We start from the raw sequence: 18,024 nt of genomic DNA, 5'->3' as shown, positions 1-18,024 counted from the left end.
GGGTCAGGATAGCAGAAGTTTAAGATCGTGCACGATGGCGGCAGGTTTTTCGCCGTGGCGCACGAACAGGCGGATCTTGCCTTCGCGGTCGAACACATAGGTGCCGGCCGTGTGGTCGACCGTGTAGCTGCTATCCGTTTCGCCCTCGACCTTGGCGTAATACACCTTGAATTCCTTGGCCACCCTGGCCGTCGCGGCCGCATCGCCATACAGGCCGACGAAGCGCTTGTCGAAGGCGGGTACGTACTGCGCCAGCAAGGCTTGCGTGTCGCGCTCGGGGTCGACGGTGACGAACAGCACTTGCACCTGGTCCGCCTGCGGGCCCATTGCCTGCATCACCTGCGCCATGTCGGCCATGGTGGTCGGACACACATCCGGGCATTGCGTGTAGCCGAAGAACATCAGCACCAGCTTGCCCTTGTAGTCGGCCAGGGTGCGCGGGTGGCCCGTATGGTCCGTCAGCGCGAACTCGCGCGCGTAGCCGAGGCCCGTCACGTCCGTATTCTTGAATTCCAGCTTCGGTGCGGCAGGCTTGCCGCAGCCGGCCAGGACGGCGACCAGGGCGGCCGCCAACAACAGGGTCAGGTTTTTTTTCATGTGCCGAGGGGAATGTAGTGGTCGACCAGCAGGGCCGCGAACAGCAATGCCAGGTAAATGATGGAATACGTAAAAGCTTTGCGCGCGATCAAGTCCGTGTAGTGCCGGTACATCTTCCATGAGTAATACAGGAAGCCGGCATTGAGCAGCACGGCCGAGGCCAGGTAAATCAGGCCGCTCATGCGCACGGCAAACGGCAGCAAGGTGGTGGCGGCCAGCGCGATCGAGTACAGCCAGACGTGAAATTGCGTGAATTTCAAGCCGTGCGTGACGGGCAGCATGGGCAAGCCCGAGCGCGCGTAATCGTCGCGGCGGTACATGGCCAGCGCCCAGAAATGCGGCGGCGTCCACACGAAGATGATCAAGACCAGCAGCCACGCCTGCATCGGCACGTCGTTGGCGACGGCGGCCCAGCCCAGCGCGGGCGGCATGGCGCCGGACAGGCCGCCGATGACGATGTTTTGCGGCGTGGCCGGTTTCAGCACCATGGTGTAGATCAGGGCATAGCCGACAAAGGTGACAAAGGTCAGCCACATGGTCAGCGGATTGACGAGGTTATACAGAATCGCCATGCCCAGGCCGCCGATCACCAGCGCGAACACCACTGTCTGTTTCACCGTGATGTCGCCCATGGCCATGGGACGGCGTGCCGTGCGGGCCATGCGCGCATCGATTTCGCGCTCGGCCAGGCAGTTGACGGCAAACGCGGCGCCAGCCAGCAGCCAGATGCCGAGGGTGCCGAACACCACCGCGCGCCAGTCCGGCAACTCCTCGCTGGCCAGGAACATGCCGATGACGGCGCAAAACACGGCAAGTTGCGTCACGCGCGGCTTGGTCAGCGCCCAGTACTGGGCGATGCGGGGGGATGCTTTACGGCTGATGGTCTGAGTAGTCATTTATGCGGTACGGGAAGGACTGGCTGGTGCCGAGGGCACTGGCGCGGAGGCGCAAGCGCGCTGAACAGAGCGCGCAACATCGAGTTGGAATTTAGCCTTGTAGTTTAACATGGTCAGCAATAACACGAGCAGCGCTGCCCCGCCGTTATGCAGGACGGCAATCGACAATGGCCAGCTCAGGTAAATCGTCGCCAGGCCCGTGGCCGCCTGCAGGGCCAGCACCAGCGCAAGCCAGCGCGCCGTGCCGCGCAGGGACGGCAGCTTCCATGCGCGCAGCACCGTATAGCCGACACCGGCCAGCACGATGAAGGCGAAGTTGCGGTGCACCCAGTGGATGGCCGTCAGCGCGGAAAACGGCAAGTAATGGCCGGCAGCCGTCTTGCCCAGCTCGCGCCACAGATGGAAACCATGTTCAAAATCCATCTCCGGAATGACTTTGCCGCCGCACAGGGGGAAATCCGTGCAGGCCAGGGTGGCGTAGTTGGTGCTCACCCAGCCGCCCAGCGCGATCTGCACGGTGAGCAGCACCAGCGACATGACGGCCAGCGCGCGCACGGGGCGCAGCACGGACGCATCCGCATCGGCGCGCAGCAAGGGTTTGACGGCATGATCCTGGCGCCCGCCCAGCCACGTCAGCATGGCCAGCAAGCCCATGCCCAGCAGCAAATGGATGGTGACGATCACCGGCTGCAGTTTCAAGGTCACCGTCCAGGCGCCGAACGCGCCCTGCAGGCAGACGAACAGGAACAGCGCCGTCGGCAGCGCCGGAGCGAATTCCTGCCGTTTGCTTTTGCGCCACTGGCGCCACGCCTGCACCATCATCGCCACGATCAAGACGCCGATGGCCATGGCCAGGTAGCGGTGCGTCATTTCGATCCACGCCTTGACCACCGTGACGGGTCCCGTCGGCATCAGGGTTTCGGCCGCCACGATGTGCTCGTGCGCGAGGAAAGGATTGGCCGAGCCATAGCAACCGGGCCAGTCCGGGCAACCGAGGCCGGAATCGGACAGCCGCGTAAAGCCGCCAAACATGATCAGGTCGACCGTCAAAAAGACGGCGATCCATACCAGCTTGCGGTATTTATTGGCGTCCGCGGACACCCAGACCATGGTCAGCGGTAGCAGCGCCACCAGCAAACCTGTCAAGCCCAGCTGGGCCAGCGCGGAGAGATGCATCGTCGGCATGCAGACTCCTCAACCGATCGCCGAAGCTTTGAGCAGCTTGGCGATGTCTTTCTTGATCTTGTTCGGGTCCGCGTCTTTCGGGAAGCGCATCATCAGGTTGCCCAGCGGATCGATCAAATATAAATGGTCGCTGGTCTGGCCGCCCGCCTCCACGGGCAGCCACGCTTTCAAGGCGTCGTTGTTCACGCGCAGCATGCTGGTGCCGTCGAATTCGCGCATCACCAGGGTGTCGAGCGGCTGGGTATCGGTCACCAGCCAGACCCGTTCCAGGCGTTCGCGTTCCTTGCCTTGCATGAGGCGCAGTTGTTGCATGTCAAACAATTGCTTCTTGCATGCTTCCTGGCAATCGGATGGCCCCGTTTGCAGCAGCACCCACTTGCCCTTGAATTGCGCCAACGGCGCCGCCTTGCCGTCAAGTTCCGTCACCTGCAGCTGGGCTTCGGGTATCGGATGCAAACGCGGGTCGATCAGCGCGCCATAGTTGTTGCGGCCCGTGGGCTTGATGATGTAATACGTGAAATACGATGCGATGATGGGAAAGGCGCACACGGCCACCACGGCCAGCAGTTTCCAGCGTCCGCTGTTCTGCATCTGTTTCTCGGGGCTGTCTTGCGTTGCTTCAGGGCTGTTTGTTTGCACGTCGAAATCCTGTAAAGACAAAAAATAAAAAAGCCATCAGTGCCAGTGCATACCACTGGAAGGCATAGCCGCGGTGCTTGTCGGCGCCCAGGTCGGGCGCCGGCCAGTCGCGCACGGGAAGCGTGCTGGCCGCTGGCGCCGCTGCCGGGTCGGCTGTTTGTTCGAGAAGGAAGGGTTGCAAGGCCAGGCCGCTGGCCCGGGCCACCTGGCCGATATCGGCATTTTGCACGATGGCGTGCGGCGCCAGGGCCGGCGCCGTGCCCAGTTCCATCACATGGCCCGCGTTCAGGCGCGCGATGCCGGTAATGGTGACCGTGCCCGTGGGCGTGGCGTAATCGGGAATGCGCGTGCGCTCGGCATTGTTGCGCGGCAACCAGCCCTGCGCCACCAGCACGTGCATGGCGGAACCGTCGATCTGGAATGGCGTGAGCACATGGAAGCCGGCCTGGCCCTTGTAGGGGCGGTTGTCCAGGTAGACCGTCCAGGCGGGTACAAAATTCCCCGTGACGGTAACGCGGCGGTATTCGATCGCTTGCGCATCAGCCGGCAGCAGGGGTGCGGCCGTCAATGCCAGCGGTGCGGCCAGGTTGCCCGCTTCCAGCCGGGCGGCGCGGGCGACTTTTTCATCGCCACGGTGCTGCTGCCATTGCGCCAGAGAGACCCCCAGGGCCACCAGTAGCAGCATTACAACAAATGGAATCCATCTAAAATGGAAGCGGATACGCATTACAATGAAACCTCCTCAAGCCGGGCGCTACCATCCATGAAAATCCTCGTTGCCATTGCCTTCATCCTGATCCTGGGCAGCCTGGGCTCGGCCCTGTTCTTTCTCATGCGCGACAAGGGCAAGAGCAACCGCACCGTGCAGGCGCTGGCCTTGCGCGTGGGCTTGTCGATCACCCTGTTTTTGCTGATCCTGCTGGCGCATCATCTGGGCTATATCCAGCCGACGGGCATACATTAAGCTTCTTCTTGCCTGATTGGCAAATTCTTCACGCTAAGAAAAAAGCCGTACCCAGGATCTCCCGGTACGGCTTTTTTCATGCTGCAGGCCGCCTAACAACGGCGCGCGCCCTGCCCCGCCATTATAACCAATACACGACCACGTACAGGCCCAGCCAGACGACGTCGACAAAGTGCCAGTACCAGGCGGCGCCTTCGAAGCCGAAGTGGTGCTCAGGCGTAAAGTGGCCTTTCAGCACGCGGTACAGGATGACGGACAGCATGATGGCGCCCAGGGTCACGTGGAAACCGTGGAAGCCCGTCAGCATGAAGAAGGTGGCGCCGTAGATGCCGGACGTCAGTTTCAAGTTCAGTTCGCTGTATGCGTGCATGTACTCGTAGACCTGGAAGCCCATGAAGATAGCGCCCAGCACGATGGTGGCGAACAGGAACAGGGCCGTCATGGCGCGGTGGCCGGCGCGCAGCGCGTGGTGCGAGATGGTCAGGGTGACGCCCGACGTCAGCAGCAAGGCCGTATTGATGGTCGGAATCCAGAACGGCGTCATGGTGGTAAATTCCTGCACCGTGCCGGCCGGGCCCGTATTGCCCCACTGGGCGGCGAAATCGGGCCAGATCACCTTGTGGTCAAGGTCGGCCAGCCACGGCATGGAAATGCTGCGCGCGTAAAACAGCGCGCCGAAGAAGGCGGCGAAGAACATGACTTCTGAAAAGATGAACCAGCTCATGCTCCAGCGGAAGGAGTGATCGATACGCTCGCTGTACAGGCCCTGCTCCGATTCGCGGATGGCGTCGCCGAACCAGAAGTACAGCACCAGCAGGATGCCGGCCAGTCCCAGGTAATTCACGTACGGGCCCCAGGAGACGTCGTTGACCCAGGCCGAGGCGCCGATCATGGTCAGCAGCAGGCTGGCGCCGCCCAGCATGGGCCAGCGCGACGGGCCGGGCACGAAATAATAAGGTACGGCGGCGTGGTTGGAACTCATCATCATCTCCTCAAAAACTTATAGGGTGGTTTTTTATAATTTATAAAACGACGAATTTAACAATTGAAATCAGGATGCCGATCAGGCAGGCGACCACCAGGAAGCCGGCGATGACGATGTGCACGGGATTGAGCTTGACCGAATCCGTGTCGAAATCGCTCTTGCGGCGCAGACCCGTGAATGACCACACGACGGCCCGCAGCGAATACAGGAACGACGCTTTTTCCGGCTGGTCTGGCTTGGCCATGGCACTCTCCTATTGGACAGCCGGCGTCTGAGCCTGGCTCAGACCGGCAATCTCGAAAAACGTGTACGACAGGGTGATGGTCTTCACCTCTTTCGGCAGGGCCGGATCGAGGAAGAACACCACCGGCATCTGCCGCGCTTCGTGCGGTTTCAAGGTCTGCTGCTTGAAGCAGAAGCACTCGACCTTCTTGAAATGCGGCGTGGCGCTCTGCGGCGCGTAGCTGGGAATGGCTTGCGCGTTGACGACGCGGTTTTGCGTGTTGACCACTTCATACATGACGGTCACCAGTTCGCCCGGATGCACTTGCATGCTCGATACGGTCGGGCGGAAGCGCCATGGCCCCTGCGCATTGCCGTCGAACTCGACGGTGATGCTGCGCGTGGTGTCGACCTGCGTATTGTTGTCGTAGGCCACCGTGCCATCTTTTTGCGTCAGCACGTTAATGCCCATCACTTCGCAAATCTGCTTGTAGACGGGAATCAGGGCATAACCAAAGCCAAACATCAGCACGGCAATGACGATCAGCTTGCCCAGCATCTTGCGGTTCAGGCCGCGTGTTTCCTGTTGGTGGGGCGTCGTCACGTCAGAGCCACATGCGCTTGACGAATACGGACAGGAAGAAGAAGGCCGCCAGGGCGGCCAGGATCAGCCCGGTACGCAGGTTGTTCGGTTTCTTGCGCTCAGTTTTCACTTCGGTCATGGCAGGCACTCTATTCAAAGGGGCCGGCGGCTGCGCCGGCCCGTGACACTGGCATTAATTAACGATGACTACTTGACGGTCGGCGGCGTTTCAAACGTGTGGAAAGGCGCCGGGCTCGGCACGGTCCATTCCAGGCCTTCCGCGCCTTCCCATGGTTTCGCTGGCGCAGCCTTGCCGCCGCGGATGGTCGGCAAGACCACGAAGAACAGGAAGTACACCTGCATCAGGCCGAAGCCGAAGCCGCCGATCGAGGCAATCATATTAAAGTCCGTGAACTGCGCCGGATAGTCGGCGTAGCGGCGCGGCATGCCGGCCAGGCCCAGGAAGTGCATCGGGAAGAAGGTCACGTTGAAGGTGATCAGCGACAGCCAGAAATGGATCTTGCCGCGCGTCTCGTTGTACATGTGGCCCGTCCATTTCGGCGACCAGTAGTAGAAGCCGGCGAACAGGGCAAACAGCGAACCGGCCACCAGCACATAGTGGAAGTGGGCCACCACATAATAGGTATCCTGCAACTGGATGTCGATCGGCGTCACGGCCAGGATCAGGCCCGTGAAACCGCCCATGGTGAAGACGAAGATGAAGCCCACAGAGAACAGCATCGGCGTTTCGAACGTCATGGAACCCTTCCACATCGTGGCGATCCAGTTGAACACTTTCACGCCCGTGGGGACGGCGATCAGCATGGTCGCATACATGAAGAACAGCTGGCTGGTCACCGGCATGCCGGTGGTAAACATGTGGTGCGCCCAGACGATGAAGGACAGGATCGCGATGGAAGCGGTAGCGTAGACCATCGAGGCATAGCCGAACAAGGGCTTGCGGGCAAACGCGGGCAGGATCTGCGAGACGATGCCGAAGGCCGGCAGAATCATGATGTAGACCTCGGGGTGGCCGAAGAACCAGAAGATGTGCTGGTACATGACCGGGTCGCCGCCGCCAGCCGCGTTAAAGAAGGACGTGCCGAAATGGCGATCCGTCAGGGTCATGGTGATGGCGCCGGCCAGCACGGGCATGACGGCGATCAGCAGATAGGCGGTAATCAGCCAGGTCCAGCAGAACATCGGCATTTTCATCAGGGTCATGCCGGGGGCGCGCATGTTCAGGATGGTGACGATGATGTTGATCGAACCCATGATGGACGAGGCACCCATCAGGTGCATGGCAAAAATCGCCATGTCCATGCCAGGACCCATCTGCGTCGACAGCGGCGCATACAGGGTCCAGCCGGCGGCCGTGGCGCCGCCCGGCACGAGGAAGGACGTGGCCAGCAGCAGCGCGGCCGGTGGCAGCAGCCAGAACGAGAAGTTGTTCATGCGGGCGAAGGCCATGTCGGATGCGCCCACTTGCAGCGGGATCATCCAGTTGGCGTAGCCGACGAAGGCCGGCATGATGGCGCCAAACACCATCACCAGGCCATGCATGGTGGTCAGTTGATTGAAGAATTCAGGGTGGAAAAATTGCAAGCCTGGATGAAACAGTTCCGTGCGTATCATCAGGGCCAGCACGCCGCCCGACAGCAGCATGATGAACGAGAACCACAGGTACAGGGTACCGATATCCTTGTGGTTGGTGGCAAACAGCCAGCGGCGGTAGCCGGTCGGGTGGTCGTGGGCATGGTCGTGACCGGCGTGGTCCAAGGTGCTAGTGCTAGTGCTCATGTACGGCTCCTAATTACTTGCGTGCAGCCACGACTTCGGCTGGTTGAACGATGTTCTCTGCGGCCTTGTTCGACCAGGAATTACGCGTGTAAGTGATCACTGCGGCAATTTCCGTGTCGGACAGCTGTTTCCAGGCTGGCATCTCGGCGGGATACTTGCCGCTCTTTTGCCCGTTCAGCAAGACATGGATCTGATCCGCTTTCGGACCGTTCACGACGGCCGAGCCGTCCAGCGGCGCAAACGCACCGGGCACGCCCTTGCCTGTCGCCTGGTGGCAGACCACGCAGTTGGCCGCATACACTTTCTCGCCCTTGACCTTCAATTCATCGATGGTCCACACCTTGCTTGGATCATCAGCCAATGCCGCCATTTCCTTTTGTTTTACATCAACCCAGGCCTTGTAATCATCTGCCGAGACGACCTTGACGACGATGGGCATGAAGGCGTGTTCCTTGCCGCACAACTCGGCGCAATTGCCGCGGAAGGTGCCGATATGGTCGGCCTTGAACCAGGTGTCGCGCACGAAGCCGGGAATCGCATCCTGTTTGACGCCGAAGGCGGGCACGGACCAGGCGTGGATGACGTCGTTGGCCGTCAGCACCACGCGGATCTTCTTGTTGACCGGCACGACGACTTCGTTGTCGACTTCGATCAGGTAGTTTTCGCCGCGTTTTTCCGTCGGCGGCACGCCAGGCGCCCCCACTTGCGAGCGCGGCGTGGCCAGGTTGGAGAGGAAGGAAATGCCTTCGCCCTCGCCTTTCAGGTAGTCATAGCCCCATTTCCACTGCATGCCGGTGGCCTTGATGGTGATGTCGGCGTTCGAGGTATCCTTCATGCCCACCACGGTGCGCGTGGCAGGCAGGGCCATGCCGATGACGATCAGGAAAGGCACGACGGTCCAGGCGATCTCGACGGTGGTGCTTTCGTGGAAGGTGGCCGGTTTATGGCCCAGGGACTTGCGATGCTTGAAGATGGAATAGAACATGACGCCGAACACGGCCACGAAGATCACCAGACAGATGATCATCATCAGGGTGTGCAAATCGTAGATTTCATGGGCGATCTGCGTCGCCGGCGGTTGCAGATTCATTTCGAACGGCACGGGACCGCCGGTGCCGGGATAGGTGCTGGCAGCCGGTGCCGCCGTGGCCCATCGCCCGATGCCAAACGCTGTCAAAGACAGCCCGAGCAGCAACGATTGAAGTCGCTTTGCATGTGTCATGTTTTCCCCAACCACCCAAAAATAATGATATTTTAAACGGCTGCGGATTTCTCCGTACTGGACCGCTGCCGCTCCTCCATGAAAGCAACACGGCCAGAATACGGCCATGTGCGTCAAGCACCAGCGAATTCCATGCTGGCTGCGGCAGCAAAACGGCGGCGCGCAACCATGCTGGAACCCTGTTTTTCTTCCCCACCTTGAAATGGCCTCGTGTGGAAGATGGTTACTATACTAATGCAGTAACTTCGAATAAGTCTTGCTTTGTTTTTTTTATTTTGTATGCAGCCCTTGTTTTTTCTACTTAGCAAGCTGACAAACAGTCAACGATTATAGTCAAGTAAACTTGAATCCATCAAGCAATAATCGGCTTTGTGCGTGCCCTTCTGCTGGCCGCCGCGCGCTTTGCAACGGTTGCTGCAACATCCATGCGCGGATGGCGACCAAGTGTCGGTTTCTTTGCCGTTTTATTTGGGTTTGCGCGGCAAATCGAAGCGGATGATGGCTTCGCCATTGCGCGTCACGCGCGGCGCGGGACGGAAGGCGTGACCATAGATGACCTCGAAACTCAGGCCCAGCTTGCCGTCGGGACGGCGCATCTTTTCCAGCGCGGCCAGCATGCGCTGCCAGGCCGCCTTGCCCATCAGGCCGCGCCGGCGCGTGGTGAGCGGGTTGCCGCCAAAGGCGCGCACGTCCGCCAGCAGTTTTTCCGCCGTGTCGTAGGTCACCGTAATGATTTCCATGTCCAGCACGGGCGTGGAAAAACCCGTCTCGACCAGCATGTCGCCAAAGTCGTGCATGTCCACAAAAGGCAGGGCATGCGGATATAAATCCGCCTCGGCAAAGGCATCGCGCACTTCGCGGAAGGTGTCGGGACCGAAACAGGAAAACATCAGCAAGCCATCGAGGCGCAGCGCGCGCCGCCATTCGGCAAACACGCGGTCGGGCTGGGCATGCCAGTGCAGCGCCAGGTTGGACCACACGAGGTCGATGCTGCCCTGTGCCAGCGGCAAGTCACCGAGGTCGCCACACAGCAAATCCACGCCCGCCTTGGCCGGCAAGAGTTTGCTGAGGAACTGGTTCAGGCTGGCCAGTTTCGACGCGGGCATGCGCGCCGCCTGCATCATCGCTTGCGCTGCATCGAGACCGATAATCTGCGCGGCGGGATAATCCTTGTGCAACTGCGCCAGGTCCGCGCCCGGGCCACAGCCGGCGTCGAGCACGCGCAAGGGAGTGATTTTCACCAGCTCCAGGCGCTCGTGCATGCGTGCCGACACTTCGCGGCGCAGGAAATCGGACGGCGCGACGCGCGCGGGACGGGAAAAGAAATCGCGTACTTGCACCGCATCGATGGGCGCACTCATTTTGGGTGGATTGGCGGGAACTGGCATGTTGAAACCGGTGAGGTGAGATAATGTCGGCAGTGTACATGGAACGACGCCATCGCGATGCGGACCGCCACCCAGCCCCGCCTTGATGCGGCCTGGCAGGCGCTGCGCCAGTGGCTGGGCGCCACCTTGCTGCCAGCGCAATGCGCGCTGTGCGGCATCGGCTGCCCGCAAGTGCTGTGCCCGCCCTGCCGCGCGCAGTATCTGGGGCAAGGACGGGGGCAACTGCGCCATCGCTGCCGCCAGTGCGCCAACCCGCTCGCGGACATCGAGGTGGCGCTGCTGTGCGGACGCTGTGTGCGCCACAGGCCCGCATATGACGCCACCGTCACGGCGTTTGATTATGCGGCGCCCGTCGACCAGTTGCTGCTGCAGCTGAAATTCGGCGCGCGCCTGGCGCTGGCGCCCCTGTTGGCAGAACTGCTGCATGTTGCCATTCAGCAACAACAAACGTGGGAAGCGCCGCAACTGCTGTGCCCAGTCCCGCTGGGCCCGGCCCGGCTGGCCGAACGGGGATTTAACCAGGCGCTGGAAATCGCGCGCCCGCTGGCGCGCTTGCTGGACGTCCCTTTGCAGCCCCGCCTGGCGCTGCGCGTGCGCGACACGCGGGCGCAAAGCAGCGTGGCGCCGCAGGAGCGGCAAGCCAACCTGGCGCACGCATTCGCCATCGCGCCGGACCATGCGCCGTTATTGCCAGGATGCCATGTCGGCATCGTCGACGACGTGATGAGCAGCGGCCACACCGTCAACGCGCTAGCCGCAGCCTGCAAGCACGCGGGGGCGGCCAGGGTCAGCATATTGGTGGTGGCACGCACGCCGCCGCATTAGATAGATTAGCTACATATATATTAGATTTAGATCCAAGGAGAGCATTTTGTTTCACGTTGTTTTGGTAGAACCTGAAATCCCGCCCAATACGGGCAACGTCATCCGCCTGTGCGCCAACACGGGCGCGCAGCTGCACCTGGTCGAACCGCTGGGCTTTCCGCTCGACGATGCCAAGATGAAGCGCGCCGGCCTCGATTACCACGACTACGCCAAGATGAAGGTGCACAAGAATTGGGCAGCGTTCCTGGCCGACACCCAGCCCGACCCGTCCCGCATGTTCGCCATGACCACGCGCGGCTCTCGCCCGTTCGGCGACGTGGCCTTCTTGCCGGGCGACGTGTTCGTGTTCGGCTCGGAAACGAAAGGCCTCGATCCCACCCTGCGCGACGGCTTTCCGGCAGAGCAACGCATCCGCCTGCCGATGCGCCCCGACAACCGCAGTTTAAATTTGTCGAATACGGTGGCCGTGGTCGTCTACGAAGCCTGGCGCCAGCATGGGTATCAGGGCGGGGCTTAACGCTGCGCCAATTGCGGCGCGGCGCCGTCCGCCTCCAGCATCACCAGCTGCGTGCGCAGGTCGCGCGTGGCGGCCAGCTTGCCGTTGACATATAAATTCGTCTTGACGCCATAGATGCCCTGCGACACGCCGGCCGGCAAGGTCAGCTCGAACGAGTTTTCAAAGCGCCCGCCCGATTTGTTGCTGCTGGCCAAGGCCTTCGAGCCGGACTTGAATGGCTGGCCCTGCGGATCGAGCACCACCAGCTCTTCGCGCACGTCGTTGACGCTTTGCGCGCTGCCGTTGACCAGCTCCACCACCGAATGAACCTTGAACGGCTGGCCGCGCTTGACGGTCGACGCGCTCAGCTGCGGCGTGTACGACACCACTTGCGGCTCGCGCGGCAGCGCGCCGCGTGCGCGGATATAGTCGCGGTCCGCCTGCGCCGCCGTCTTGGTCTGGCGTGAATTGACATTGATCGCCAGGCAGCCGGCCGCCGCCAGGCCGCCGCCGATGGCCGCGCCCTTCAGCGCGCCATTCTTGCCGCCCGCCAGCGCACCCAGCAGTGCCCCCACGGCCGCGCCGGCCGCCGCCGACGTGCCCACGCTGCACGGGTCTTCATCGGTGGCCACCTGGGTACCGCCTTGCGGATAGGAAGCGTCCTGACGCACGCCGTTCGGATTCATCGGTGCCGTGGCGCAGCCGGCCAGCATGGCGGCGATGGTCAGTGCGGCGGTGGCGCGCAAGGTGGTGTGATTGAGCATGGTGCCCCCTGATAACTAATTGATCGTTGTTTCCGTCTGCAGCACTTGCCGTTCGCGTTCGCGGATGCGGCGCGACAGGTTGTCGATGCGCGCATTGCCGGGATCGACGCGGCGCGCACTTTCCAGATACGTCTTGGCCGCATCGAACTTGCCTTCCAACAAAGAACGCTCGGCGTCGCGCAGGAACGCTTGCGCCATCTCGTTGCGCATGGCCGCGCCGCTATCGACGGGCGACGTTTCCAGCGGACGGCGTTCGGCCACCGCTGAACGTTCGACCGCGCGCACGGGCGCCGGTTCCGTTGGCACGCTGCGGGCCGCTGTCGTTTCCAGCGGTGCCGGTGCTGAAACGGGCGCGGGCGCAGGCGCCGCGACCGCCGACAGCGCTTGCACATCGGCCTTCAACTGCGGCAATTCCAGCGCTTCGCGGTCGATCGCTTCCAGCCGGGCGATGCCATTCCTTGCCGCTGCCGCATCCTTGCCATCGAGCGCCTGGCGTACTCCCACCAGCACCGACGCGGCTGCCGCCTGCTGGCGCGCCAGCTGCTTGCGCAAAGAATCCACGCTGGCAGCGCCCGCGCAATCGACGTCGAGCGCGGCGATGCCGCTGGCCGCGCTCTGCAATTGATGTCCATCAATAGCGCGCTCGATGGCGCGCACGCCGCGCTGGCAACTGCCCGATGCGGCGCCCGCCTTGCCGATCGCCGCCTGCAAATCGTCCGCCTTGGCGCTGGACTTGCCCGTGCAGACATTTTTCGCCGTCGCCAGCTTCTGGCGGGCGCCATCCAGGCTGCCATTTGCCACCAATTTCAAGCCGCTGTCGATGGCGTCATTGCACGCCGCATCGTTCTTGCCGCCCGGCTTGCCATTCATGTAGACGATGACGATCGCCAGCACGGCGATGCCGCCCAGCCAGCGCAGCCACTTGCGCGGCGGTGACGGCGGCACCGGTGCGGCCGGGGCTGGCGCCGGGGCAGGTACAGGCTTCGGCGCGGCTTGCGGCTGCGGCTGCGCCGGTTTCGGCGGTGCTTTCGGCGCAGGCGCCGGTGTCACCGGCACGGGCGGCGGCTTGGGCGCCACGGGCGGCGCTACTGGCATAGGCGCGGGCACAGGTGGCAGCGGTGGCCGCACGGCCGCCGCTGGCTTGGCCGCGCCAGCCACGGCGTGACCGCAGTACGGGCAATGGCTGACAGCACTGAACAGGCCGCCCTTACATTTGATGCAGATATCCAAAACTAATCCTTCATTCCAACGTCATTCCAGCGTTCACAGGGGCGGCGGCATCAACGGTGGCGGCGCGCTGAGGAACAAAGGCGCCAGTTCGGCGAACTGGGCCAGGTCGGCCCAGGCCGGCAAGCCGGCGCGCCACACCTTGGTGGTGCTTGGTGCGACTTGCCCCGCCTGCACGTACTGCACGATCTGCTGGCCGGTGAACGGTCCCTGCTGCTGGCCGTTTATGCCCAGGAAATACTGATATTCAACCAAAGGCGGCGGCATGCCGCCCAGCGGTGGCGGCGCCATGCCGAACACCGGCGCCACGGGAGCGGCCGCCGCACTGGCCGGGCGCAACAATTGCTCCAGGCGCCCCGCTTCCAGCATTTCCCCCTTGATCGCATATTTCAGACGGGGCTGGCCATCCGCTTCCGGCTCGCGCACTTCCCAGTCATAGGCATCGCTGTCGGAGTCGCCGATGACATTCGCCCATTCCTTCAGGCGTCCCAGCAAGGTTTGCACCGTACGGTCGAGCTCATCGCTGGCCATGCCTTTGCGGCGTGCAGAATCGCGCAAGCGCGCACCCACCTCGGCGGAAATGGCGCTGCCAAAGCCTATATACGGCAGCTGCGAGCCATCGGCCTGCGCCACCAGCTTCGGTGCATACACGCCCCGTTCATAGTATTTTGCCAGCGCTGCCAGGGCCGCCGTCTGCACGGCATCAAGCGCAGCGAGTTTTTCCTCGATGCGCAGGGCGATATTTTTCTCGTACGAGGCGGGCATGCCATTCTGGCGGATGGCCCGTTCATTGCCGATGCGGCGCAAATCGCCCGGTTCGACGGCAAACTGGTACTGGCCCGGCGGCACGACCCGGCCCGTGTGGCGCGTCAGTATGCCCAGCATGATGGCTTGCAGGAATTCGCCGAAATCTTCCGCCAGGCGTTTCATCTCGTCCGTGTTCGGCGCGATCGGATGCGTGAATTGCGTCGGATCGATGTGCGTGTGGGTCGGCGCCTTGTCGTTGTCGCCTTCCTTGCGGTAACTGGTGCGCCAGCCTTCCAGGCCGCGCAGCACCGTCATCGGCACGCCGGCCAATTCGCAATAGCAGACGGCGCGCCCGCGGATGCCCGTTTCGACGATTTCCAGCTGGCTCACCGTGATGCCCACCTGGGTCGGCACGCACGATTCAAGCTCGGCGCCGAACTTCGCCTTGAAGGCGGCCGCGTTGGCCACGCCGATCACGCACTTGAACTGGTCCGACACGACCGTGAAGTCGCCCGCCATATTGGCGTCGATCCACGGCATGGAGCAAGCCAGCAGCTTGCGGAAACGGTCCAGGCGTTCGGATACATCCATCTGTTCCAGCGCCTCGAACAGGGGGTCGGGCGAGCTCGTCGCCCCTTCCACCAGGCCCGCCGTGGCGATCATGTTCTCGGCCATGCGCGTGACCTTGGCCAGGATCAAGCCGCGCTGCGCCGGTTCGGCCAGCATGGGGAACAGCGCTTTCGAGCCGCCCATGTCCTTGAACGCTTCATCGGCCCACTGGCGCAAGGTGGCCGCCGATGGCAGCGCGATGTCTTTTTCCGTGACGGGAATGACGATCAGGGTCGCGTGTTCCTTGTCCAGGTCCTTTTGCAAGATGGTATTGGCCGTTTTGAGTTCCGCCAGCATGGCCAGCACGCCTTCGCGGCCCGTTTGCAGCTCGCCCACCAGGCCATTCCACTGCGCGCGGCCTTGCGCATCGACGCCGACCCGGTTGCCCAGCCAGCGCGACAATTCGCCCAGCAGGATGGCGGACTCGTCCGCCGCCTTGGCGCGCAGATGGAATTTCAGCGCATTCGCCATTTCCGTGCGCAAATGGTCCATCACCACGCCCGCCTGCTTTTCGCCATTGCTGAGGAAACCGAAGGTGCTGCGCGTCTGTTCCAGATTGTTCAGCAGGCGCTCGTATTCGCGTGAACGCACGGCTTCCTTGATCTCGCGGTAGCGCTCGGCATTGTTGCCGATCTGCGCCGTCAAGCCGCTGCCCGGCGCCTCGATGCGGTCCTTGATCTGTTCCACCAGCGACAGCACGTATTCCAGGCCGCCGAACTCTTTATTATCCAGATAGCCATACAACTGGTCGCGCACGACTTTCTTGACGTCGTCCAGCACTTCGCGGCGGCGCTTGCTGATGCGGTCTTCCGTCGTATCGGCCGTGGAATCCTGGTCGCGCACGGCGTCGCGTTCCAGGTGTTTCATGGCGTCGCGCACCTGCGCCGGCCATTCGCTGCGTTCAAAACCCGTGCGGATATCGTTGATGCGCGTGTTGACCCGGTTTTCCACGCCGGCCAGCAAGTGGCCATGGCGGTCTTCCAGCAATTCATCGACGATGCGGAAATCGATGAAATCGCCGCTGGAGCGCTTCAATTCGATGCTCTTGTCGGAAAACTCGGGGAAATCGCTGAACGGCGTGCCCTTCAGGAACATATTGGCAGCCAGGAAATTATCGCGCTGCGTATCGGTGGCGCGGTTGGCGCCCGCATCCGTGCCGCCCACGCCAAAGAACGCTTGCAGCATGGCGCCGGCCCAGCGGTGGGCCCGTTCGTCGCGCGCCGCTTCCTGGCGCGTATCGAGCACGGCCATGCCGAACGAGGAAAAGCGCTTCGAGAAATACAGGCGCATGTCGCCGAAGCGGTCTTGCGGCACGGGCGCGTTATACAGCGAATTCTTGTGCTGCGCCTGGTTGACGGCGATCGAGCGCTTGGCGCGCGCAAAGTCGGCCGAGGCGAAATCCTCGAACAGCGAGTCGGCCACCATGTGGTAGACGTCGCTGACATCCTTGGTGTGCTGCTGGGCAAGATTGCCCGAATCGATCAGATACACCTCGCTGTACGGCTCGCGCGTCAGTTCGGGACGGTCATACGCATCCCAGCGGCCCACATAGCCCTTGTTGCCCATCATCGCCGATTCCAGCTCCATCAGCGCCGCATAGCCGTTGGCCTCGACCCGGTCCTTGTTGGCCTTGGTGTAGCCGGTCGGCAAGAACAGCATCAGCTCGACGTCGGCCGCGCCCACTTCGCTGCGTGCCAGCCAGCGCGCCAGCAAGCCCATGTCGAGGAAGGAACCGGAACCCGTGCCACCTGCGACGGAGCCGACGATGACGATGCGGAAACGGTTCGTTTCCATGCGCAAACCCAGCTCGGCCAGCTGGCGCTCGTGCGACAGGCCCGCCTTCAGTGCTTTCAACTTCAAGCGGATCTTGTCGCGGATCTTCGCGTACTTGTCGAAGAAATACAGGCGTGAGACGGCGCGGATCTGGCCGGCGCCGCTGCTCATGTCGAAACGCAGTTCGCGGATGCGCTGCGGCGTCAGCGGCAGCCATTCCTTGATGTGCGGATATTTCTCCAGAGAATCTTCATCGCGGCTGTACTTGTCCATGTCGAACGATTCGACCACCTTGTCATCGTCCGTGAACTTCACCTGGTCGAACTGCAAGTCCTTCGCCTGCGATTCGCCGCTCTCGATCACGGCGCCATTGTCCAGGTCGAAATGGATGAATTGCGCGATGGGAAAATCGGCCAAGCCCTCGATGCGCGTGCGCTTGCCCGCGCCGCCCCACAGGGTGTTGAGGATGCGCCGGCGCACGCGCATCAGCACCTGCATGCCCGTGCCGCCGATGCCGATGAACAGTGTCGGGCGCAGTTCGATGATCTTGTCCTGCTTGCGCTCGCTGGCGCCGCCGGGGATGGTTTGGTTCAGGTTATCTGCCATGGTGATTCCTTCGATGATGCGTACGACGGCGTGCGGCTTAGCGGCGGCTCGATGTAAAGGTCAACAGTAACGCAACCAGGCCCACCAGCACCAGCGGTCCCATGAACAGTGGCGCGAGGAATTTATGCGCGTTCACGGCGGCCAGCACGACGCCGGTCGCCAGGCTGGCCAGGAAGATGAACAGCCACCAGCCCGAGGCATTGGCCTTGTTCGGCGGCACGCGCTTGGCCACCAGGCCATTCGCATAGGCATTCTTGGCAAAGAAAAAGGCGATGAACAGCAGCAACAGCACCACACCGCCGACCAGGGTGTCGCGCGACGAGGTATCGGTGGTGCTGGCCGGATCGAGCGCAGGCGCAGGCTCGGTGGTGGCCGTGGTGGCGGACGCTGATGCGCCCGCTGCATCGGCAGCGGGCGGCGCGGATGCCGGGGCCGATACCGGGGCAGGTAAGGTAAAACCTGCGTTGTCTTTTGAAGTGTCTTGCGCCATGGTATG

19 protein-coding genes are annotated in these 18,024 nt (G+C 62.5%); 3 read left to right on the top strand and 16 right to left on the bottom strand.

All coding sequences use genetic code 11. The features are described from left to right. Positions 1-3: 3 nt before the first annotated feature. Genes FJQ89_RS22460 through FJQ89_RS22440 form a run of 5 tightly spaced genes read right to left on the bottom strand, consistent with a single transcriptional unit; the run spans position 4 to position 4,044 of the window. Positions 4-597 carry an SCO family protein gene (locus FJQ89_RS22460; RefSeq protein ID WP_141171767.1) on the bottom strand — a complete coding sequence of 198 codons (594 nt, stop codon included), beginning with the start codon at positions 595-597 and terminating at the stop codon, positions 4-6. Further along, positions 594-1,493: a heme o synthase gene (gene cyoE, locus FJQ89_RS22455; protein ID WP_141171766.1), complete on the bottom strand. Its 900-nt coding sequence runs from the start codon at positions 1,491-1,493 to the stop codon at positions 594-596. The genes FJQ89_RS22460 and cyoE overlap by 4 nt, the downstream gene beginning before the upstream one ends. After that, on the bottom strand, positions 1,494-2,669 hold the full coding sequence (locus FJQ89_RS22450) for a COX15/CtaA family protein (protein ID WP_141172939.1): 1,176 nt from the start codon (positions 2,667-2,669) through the stop codon (positions 1,494-1,496). Between the two features lie 18 nt (positions 2,670-2,687). Continuing rightward, a complete protein-coding gene (locus tag FJQ89_RS22445) occupies positions 2,688-3,269 on the bottom strand; it encodes an SCO family protein (RefSeq protein ID WP_141172938.1) in 582 nt (193 codons plus the stop codon). 28 nt (positions 3,270-3,297) lie between these two features. Next, positions 3,298-4,044, bottom strand: coding sequence for an SURF1 family protein (locus tag FJQ89_RS22440; protein ID WP_141171765.1), 747 nt, complete (start codon positions 4,042-4,044; stop codon positions 3,298-3,300). Between the two features lie 36 nt (positions 4,045-4,080). On the opposite strand from FJQ89_RS22440, the gene FJQ89_RS22435 reads away from it, so the two are divergent. Next, entirely contained in the window at positions 4,081-4,281 is a 201-nt protein-coding gene (locus FJQ89_RS22435) for a twin transmembrane helix small protein (RefSeq protein ID WP_046683386.1), read from the top strand. 121 nt (positions 4,282-4,402) lie between these two features. Here FJQ89_RS22435 and FJQ89_RS22430 read toward each other — a convergent pair whose 3' ends face one another. The 7 genes from FJQ89_RS22430 to FJQ89_RS22405 form a co-directional block, all read right to left on the bottom strand. Next, positions 4,403-5,263 carry a cytochrome c oxidase subunit 3 gene (locus FJQ89_RS22430; protein ID WP_141171764.1) on the bottom strand — a complete coding sequence of 287 codons (861 nt, stop codon included), beginning with the start codon at positions 5,261-5,263 and terminating at the stop codon, positions 4,403-4,405. A gap of 40 nt (positions 5,264-5,303) precedes the next feature. Further along, on the bottom strand, positions 5,304-5,510 hold the full coding sequence (locus tag FJQ89_RS22425) for a DUF2970 domain-containing protein (RefSeq protein ID WP_141171763.1): 207 nt from the start codon (positions 5,508-5,510) through the stop codon (positions 5,304-5,306). Positions 5,511-5,519: 9 nt separating this feature from the next. After that, positions 5,520-6,047: a cytochrome c oxidase assembly protein gene (locus FJQ89_RS22420; RefSeq protein ID WP_071079557.1), complete on the bottom strand. Its 528-nt coding sequence runs from the start codon at positions 6,045-6,047 to the stop codon at positions 5,520-5,522. Positions 6,048-6,093: 46 nt separating this feature from the next. Beyond that, complete coding sequence (locus FJQ89_RS28505; protein ID WP_217494223.1) at positions 6,094-6,210, bottom strand: cytochrome oxidase small assembly protein; 117 nt, start codon at positions 6,208-6,210, stop codon at positions 6,094-6,096. Between the two features lie 68 nt (positions 6,211-6,278). Next, the gene (gene ctaD / locus FJQ89_RS22415; RefSeq protein WP_071079424.1) at positions 6,279-7,871 is read right to left on the bottom strand and encodes a cytochrome c oxidase subunit I; all 1,593 of its coding nucleotides are present in this window, start codon (positions 7,869-7,871) and stop codon (positions 6,279-6,281) included. A 13-nt stretch (positions 7,872-7,884) separates the two neighbouring features. Beyond that, positions 7,885-9,093 (bottom strand): cytochrome c oxidase subunit II, encoded by a 1,209-nt coding sequence (gene coxB / locus FJQ89_RS22410; RefSeq protein ID WP_071079425.1) that lies wholly within the window; start codon positions 9,091-9,093, stop codon positions 7,885-7,887. 464 nt (positions 9,094-9,557) lie between these two features. Then, positions 9,558-10,454 (bottom strand): methyltransferase domain-containing protein, encoded by an 897-nt coding sequence (locus FJQ89_RS22405; RefSeq protein WP_141171762.1) that lies wholly within the window; start codon positions 10,452-10,454, stop codon positions 9,558-9,560. Positions 10,455-10,538: 84 nt separating this feature from the next. Between FJQ89_RS22405 and FJQ89_RS22400 the strand changes: the two genes are divergently transcribed. Then, positions 10,539-11,306, top strand: a complete 768-nt coding sequence (locus FJQ89_RS22400; RefSeq protein ID WP_141171761.1) for a phosphoribosyltransferase family protein — start codon at positions 10,539-10,541, stop codon at positions 11,304-11,306. A gap of 46 nt (positions 11,307-11,352) precedes the next feature. Beyond that, the gene (gene trmL / locus FJQ89_RS22395; protein ID WP_141171760.1) at positions 11,353-11,823 is read left to right on the top strand and encodes a tRNA (uridine(34)/cytosine(34)/5-carboxymethylaminomethyluridine(34)-2'-O)-methyltransferase TrmL; all 471 of its coding nucleotides are present in this window, start codon (positions 11,353-11,355) and stop codon (positions 11,821-11,823) included. Here trmL and FJQ89_RS22390 read toward each other — a convergent pair. The 4 genes from FJQ89_RS22390 to FJQ89_RS22375 are packed head-to-tail and all read right to left on the bottom strand — an operon-like array spanning position 11,820 to position 18,018. Then, complete coding sequence (locus FJQ89_RS22390; protein WP_141171759.1) at positions 11,820-12,566, bottom strand: hypothetical protein; 747 nt, start codon at positions 12,564-12,566, stop codon at positions 11,820-11,822. The genes trmL and FJQ89_RS22390 overlap by 4 nt on opposite strands. 15 nt (positions 12,567-12,581) lie before the next feature. After that, positions 12,582-13,796, bottom strand: coding sequence for a hypothetical protein (locus FJQ89_RS22385; protein WP_141171758.1), 1,215 nt, complete (start codon positions 13,794-13,796; stop codon positions 12,582-12,584). Between the two features lie 33 nt (positions 13,797-13,829). After that, entirely contained in the window at positions 13,830-17,528 is a 3,699-nt protein-coding gene (locus FJQ89_RS22380) for a tubulin-like doman-containing protein (RefSeq protein ID WP_141171757.1), read from the bottom strand. A 37-nt stretch (positions 17,529-17,565) separates the two neighbouring features. After that, positions 17,566-18,018, bottom strand: a complete 453-nt coding sequence (locus tag FJQ89_RS22375) for a hypothetical protein (protein ID WP_141171756.1) — start codon at positions 18,016-18,018, stop codon at positions 17,566-17,568. Between the last annotated feature and the right edge of the window lie 6 nt (positions 18,019-18,024).

This window comes from Janthinobacterium tructae (assembly GCF_006517255.1).
Taxonomy (GTDB): Bacteria; Pseudomonadota; Gammaproteobacteria; order Burkholderiales; family Burkholderiaceae_D; genus Janthinobacterium; species Janthinobacterium tructae.
This window is presented reverse-complemented; position numbering and strand designations above follow the sequence as displayed.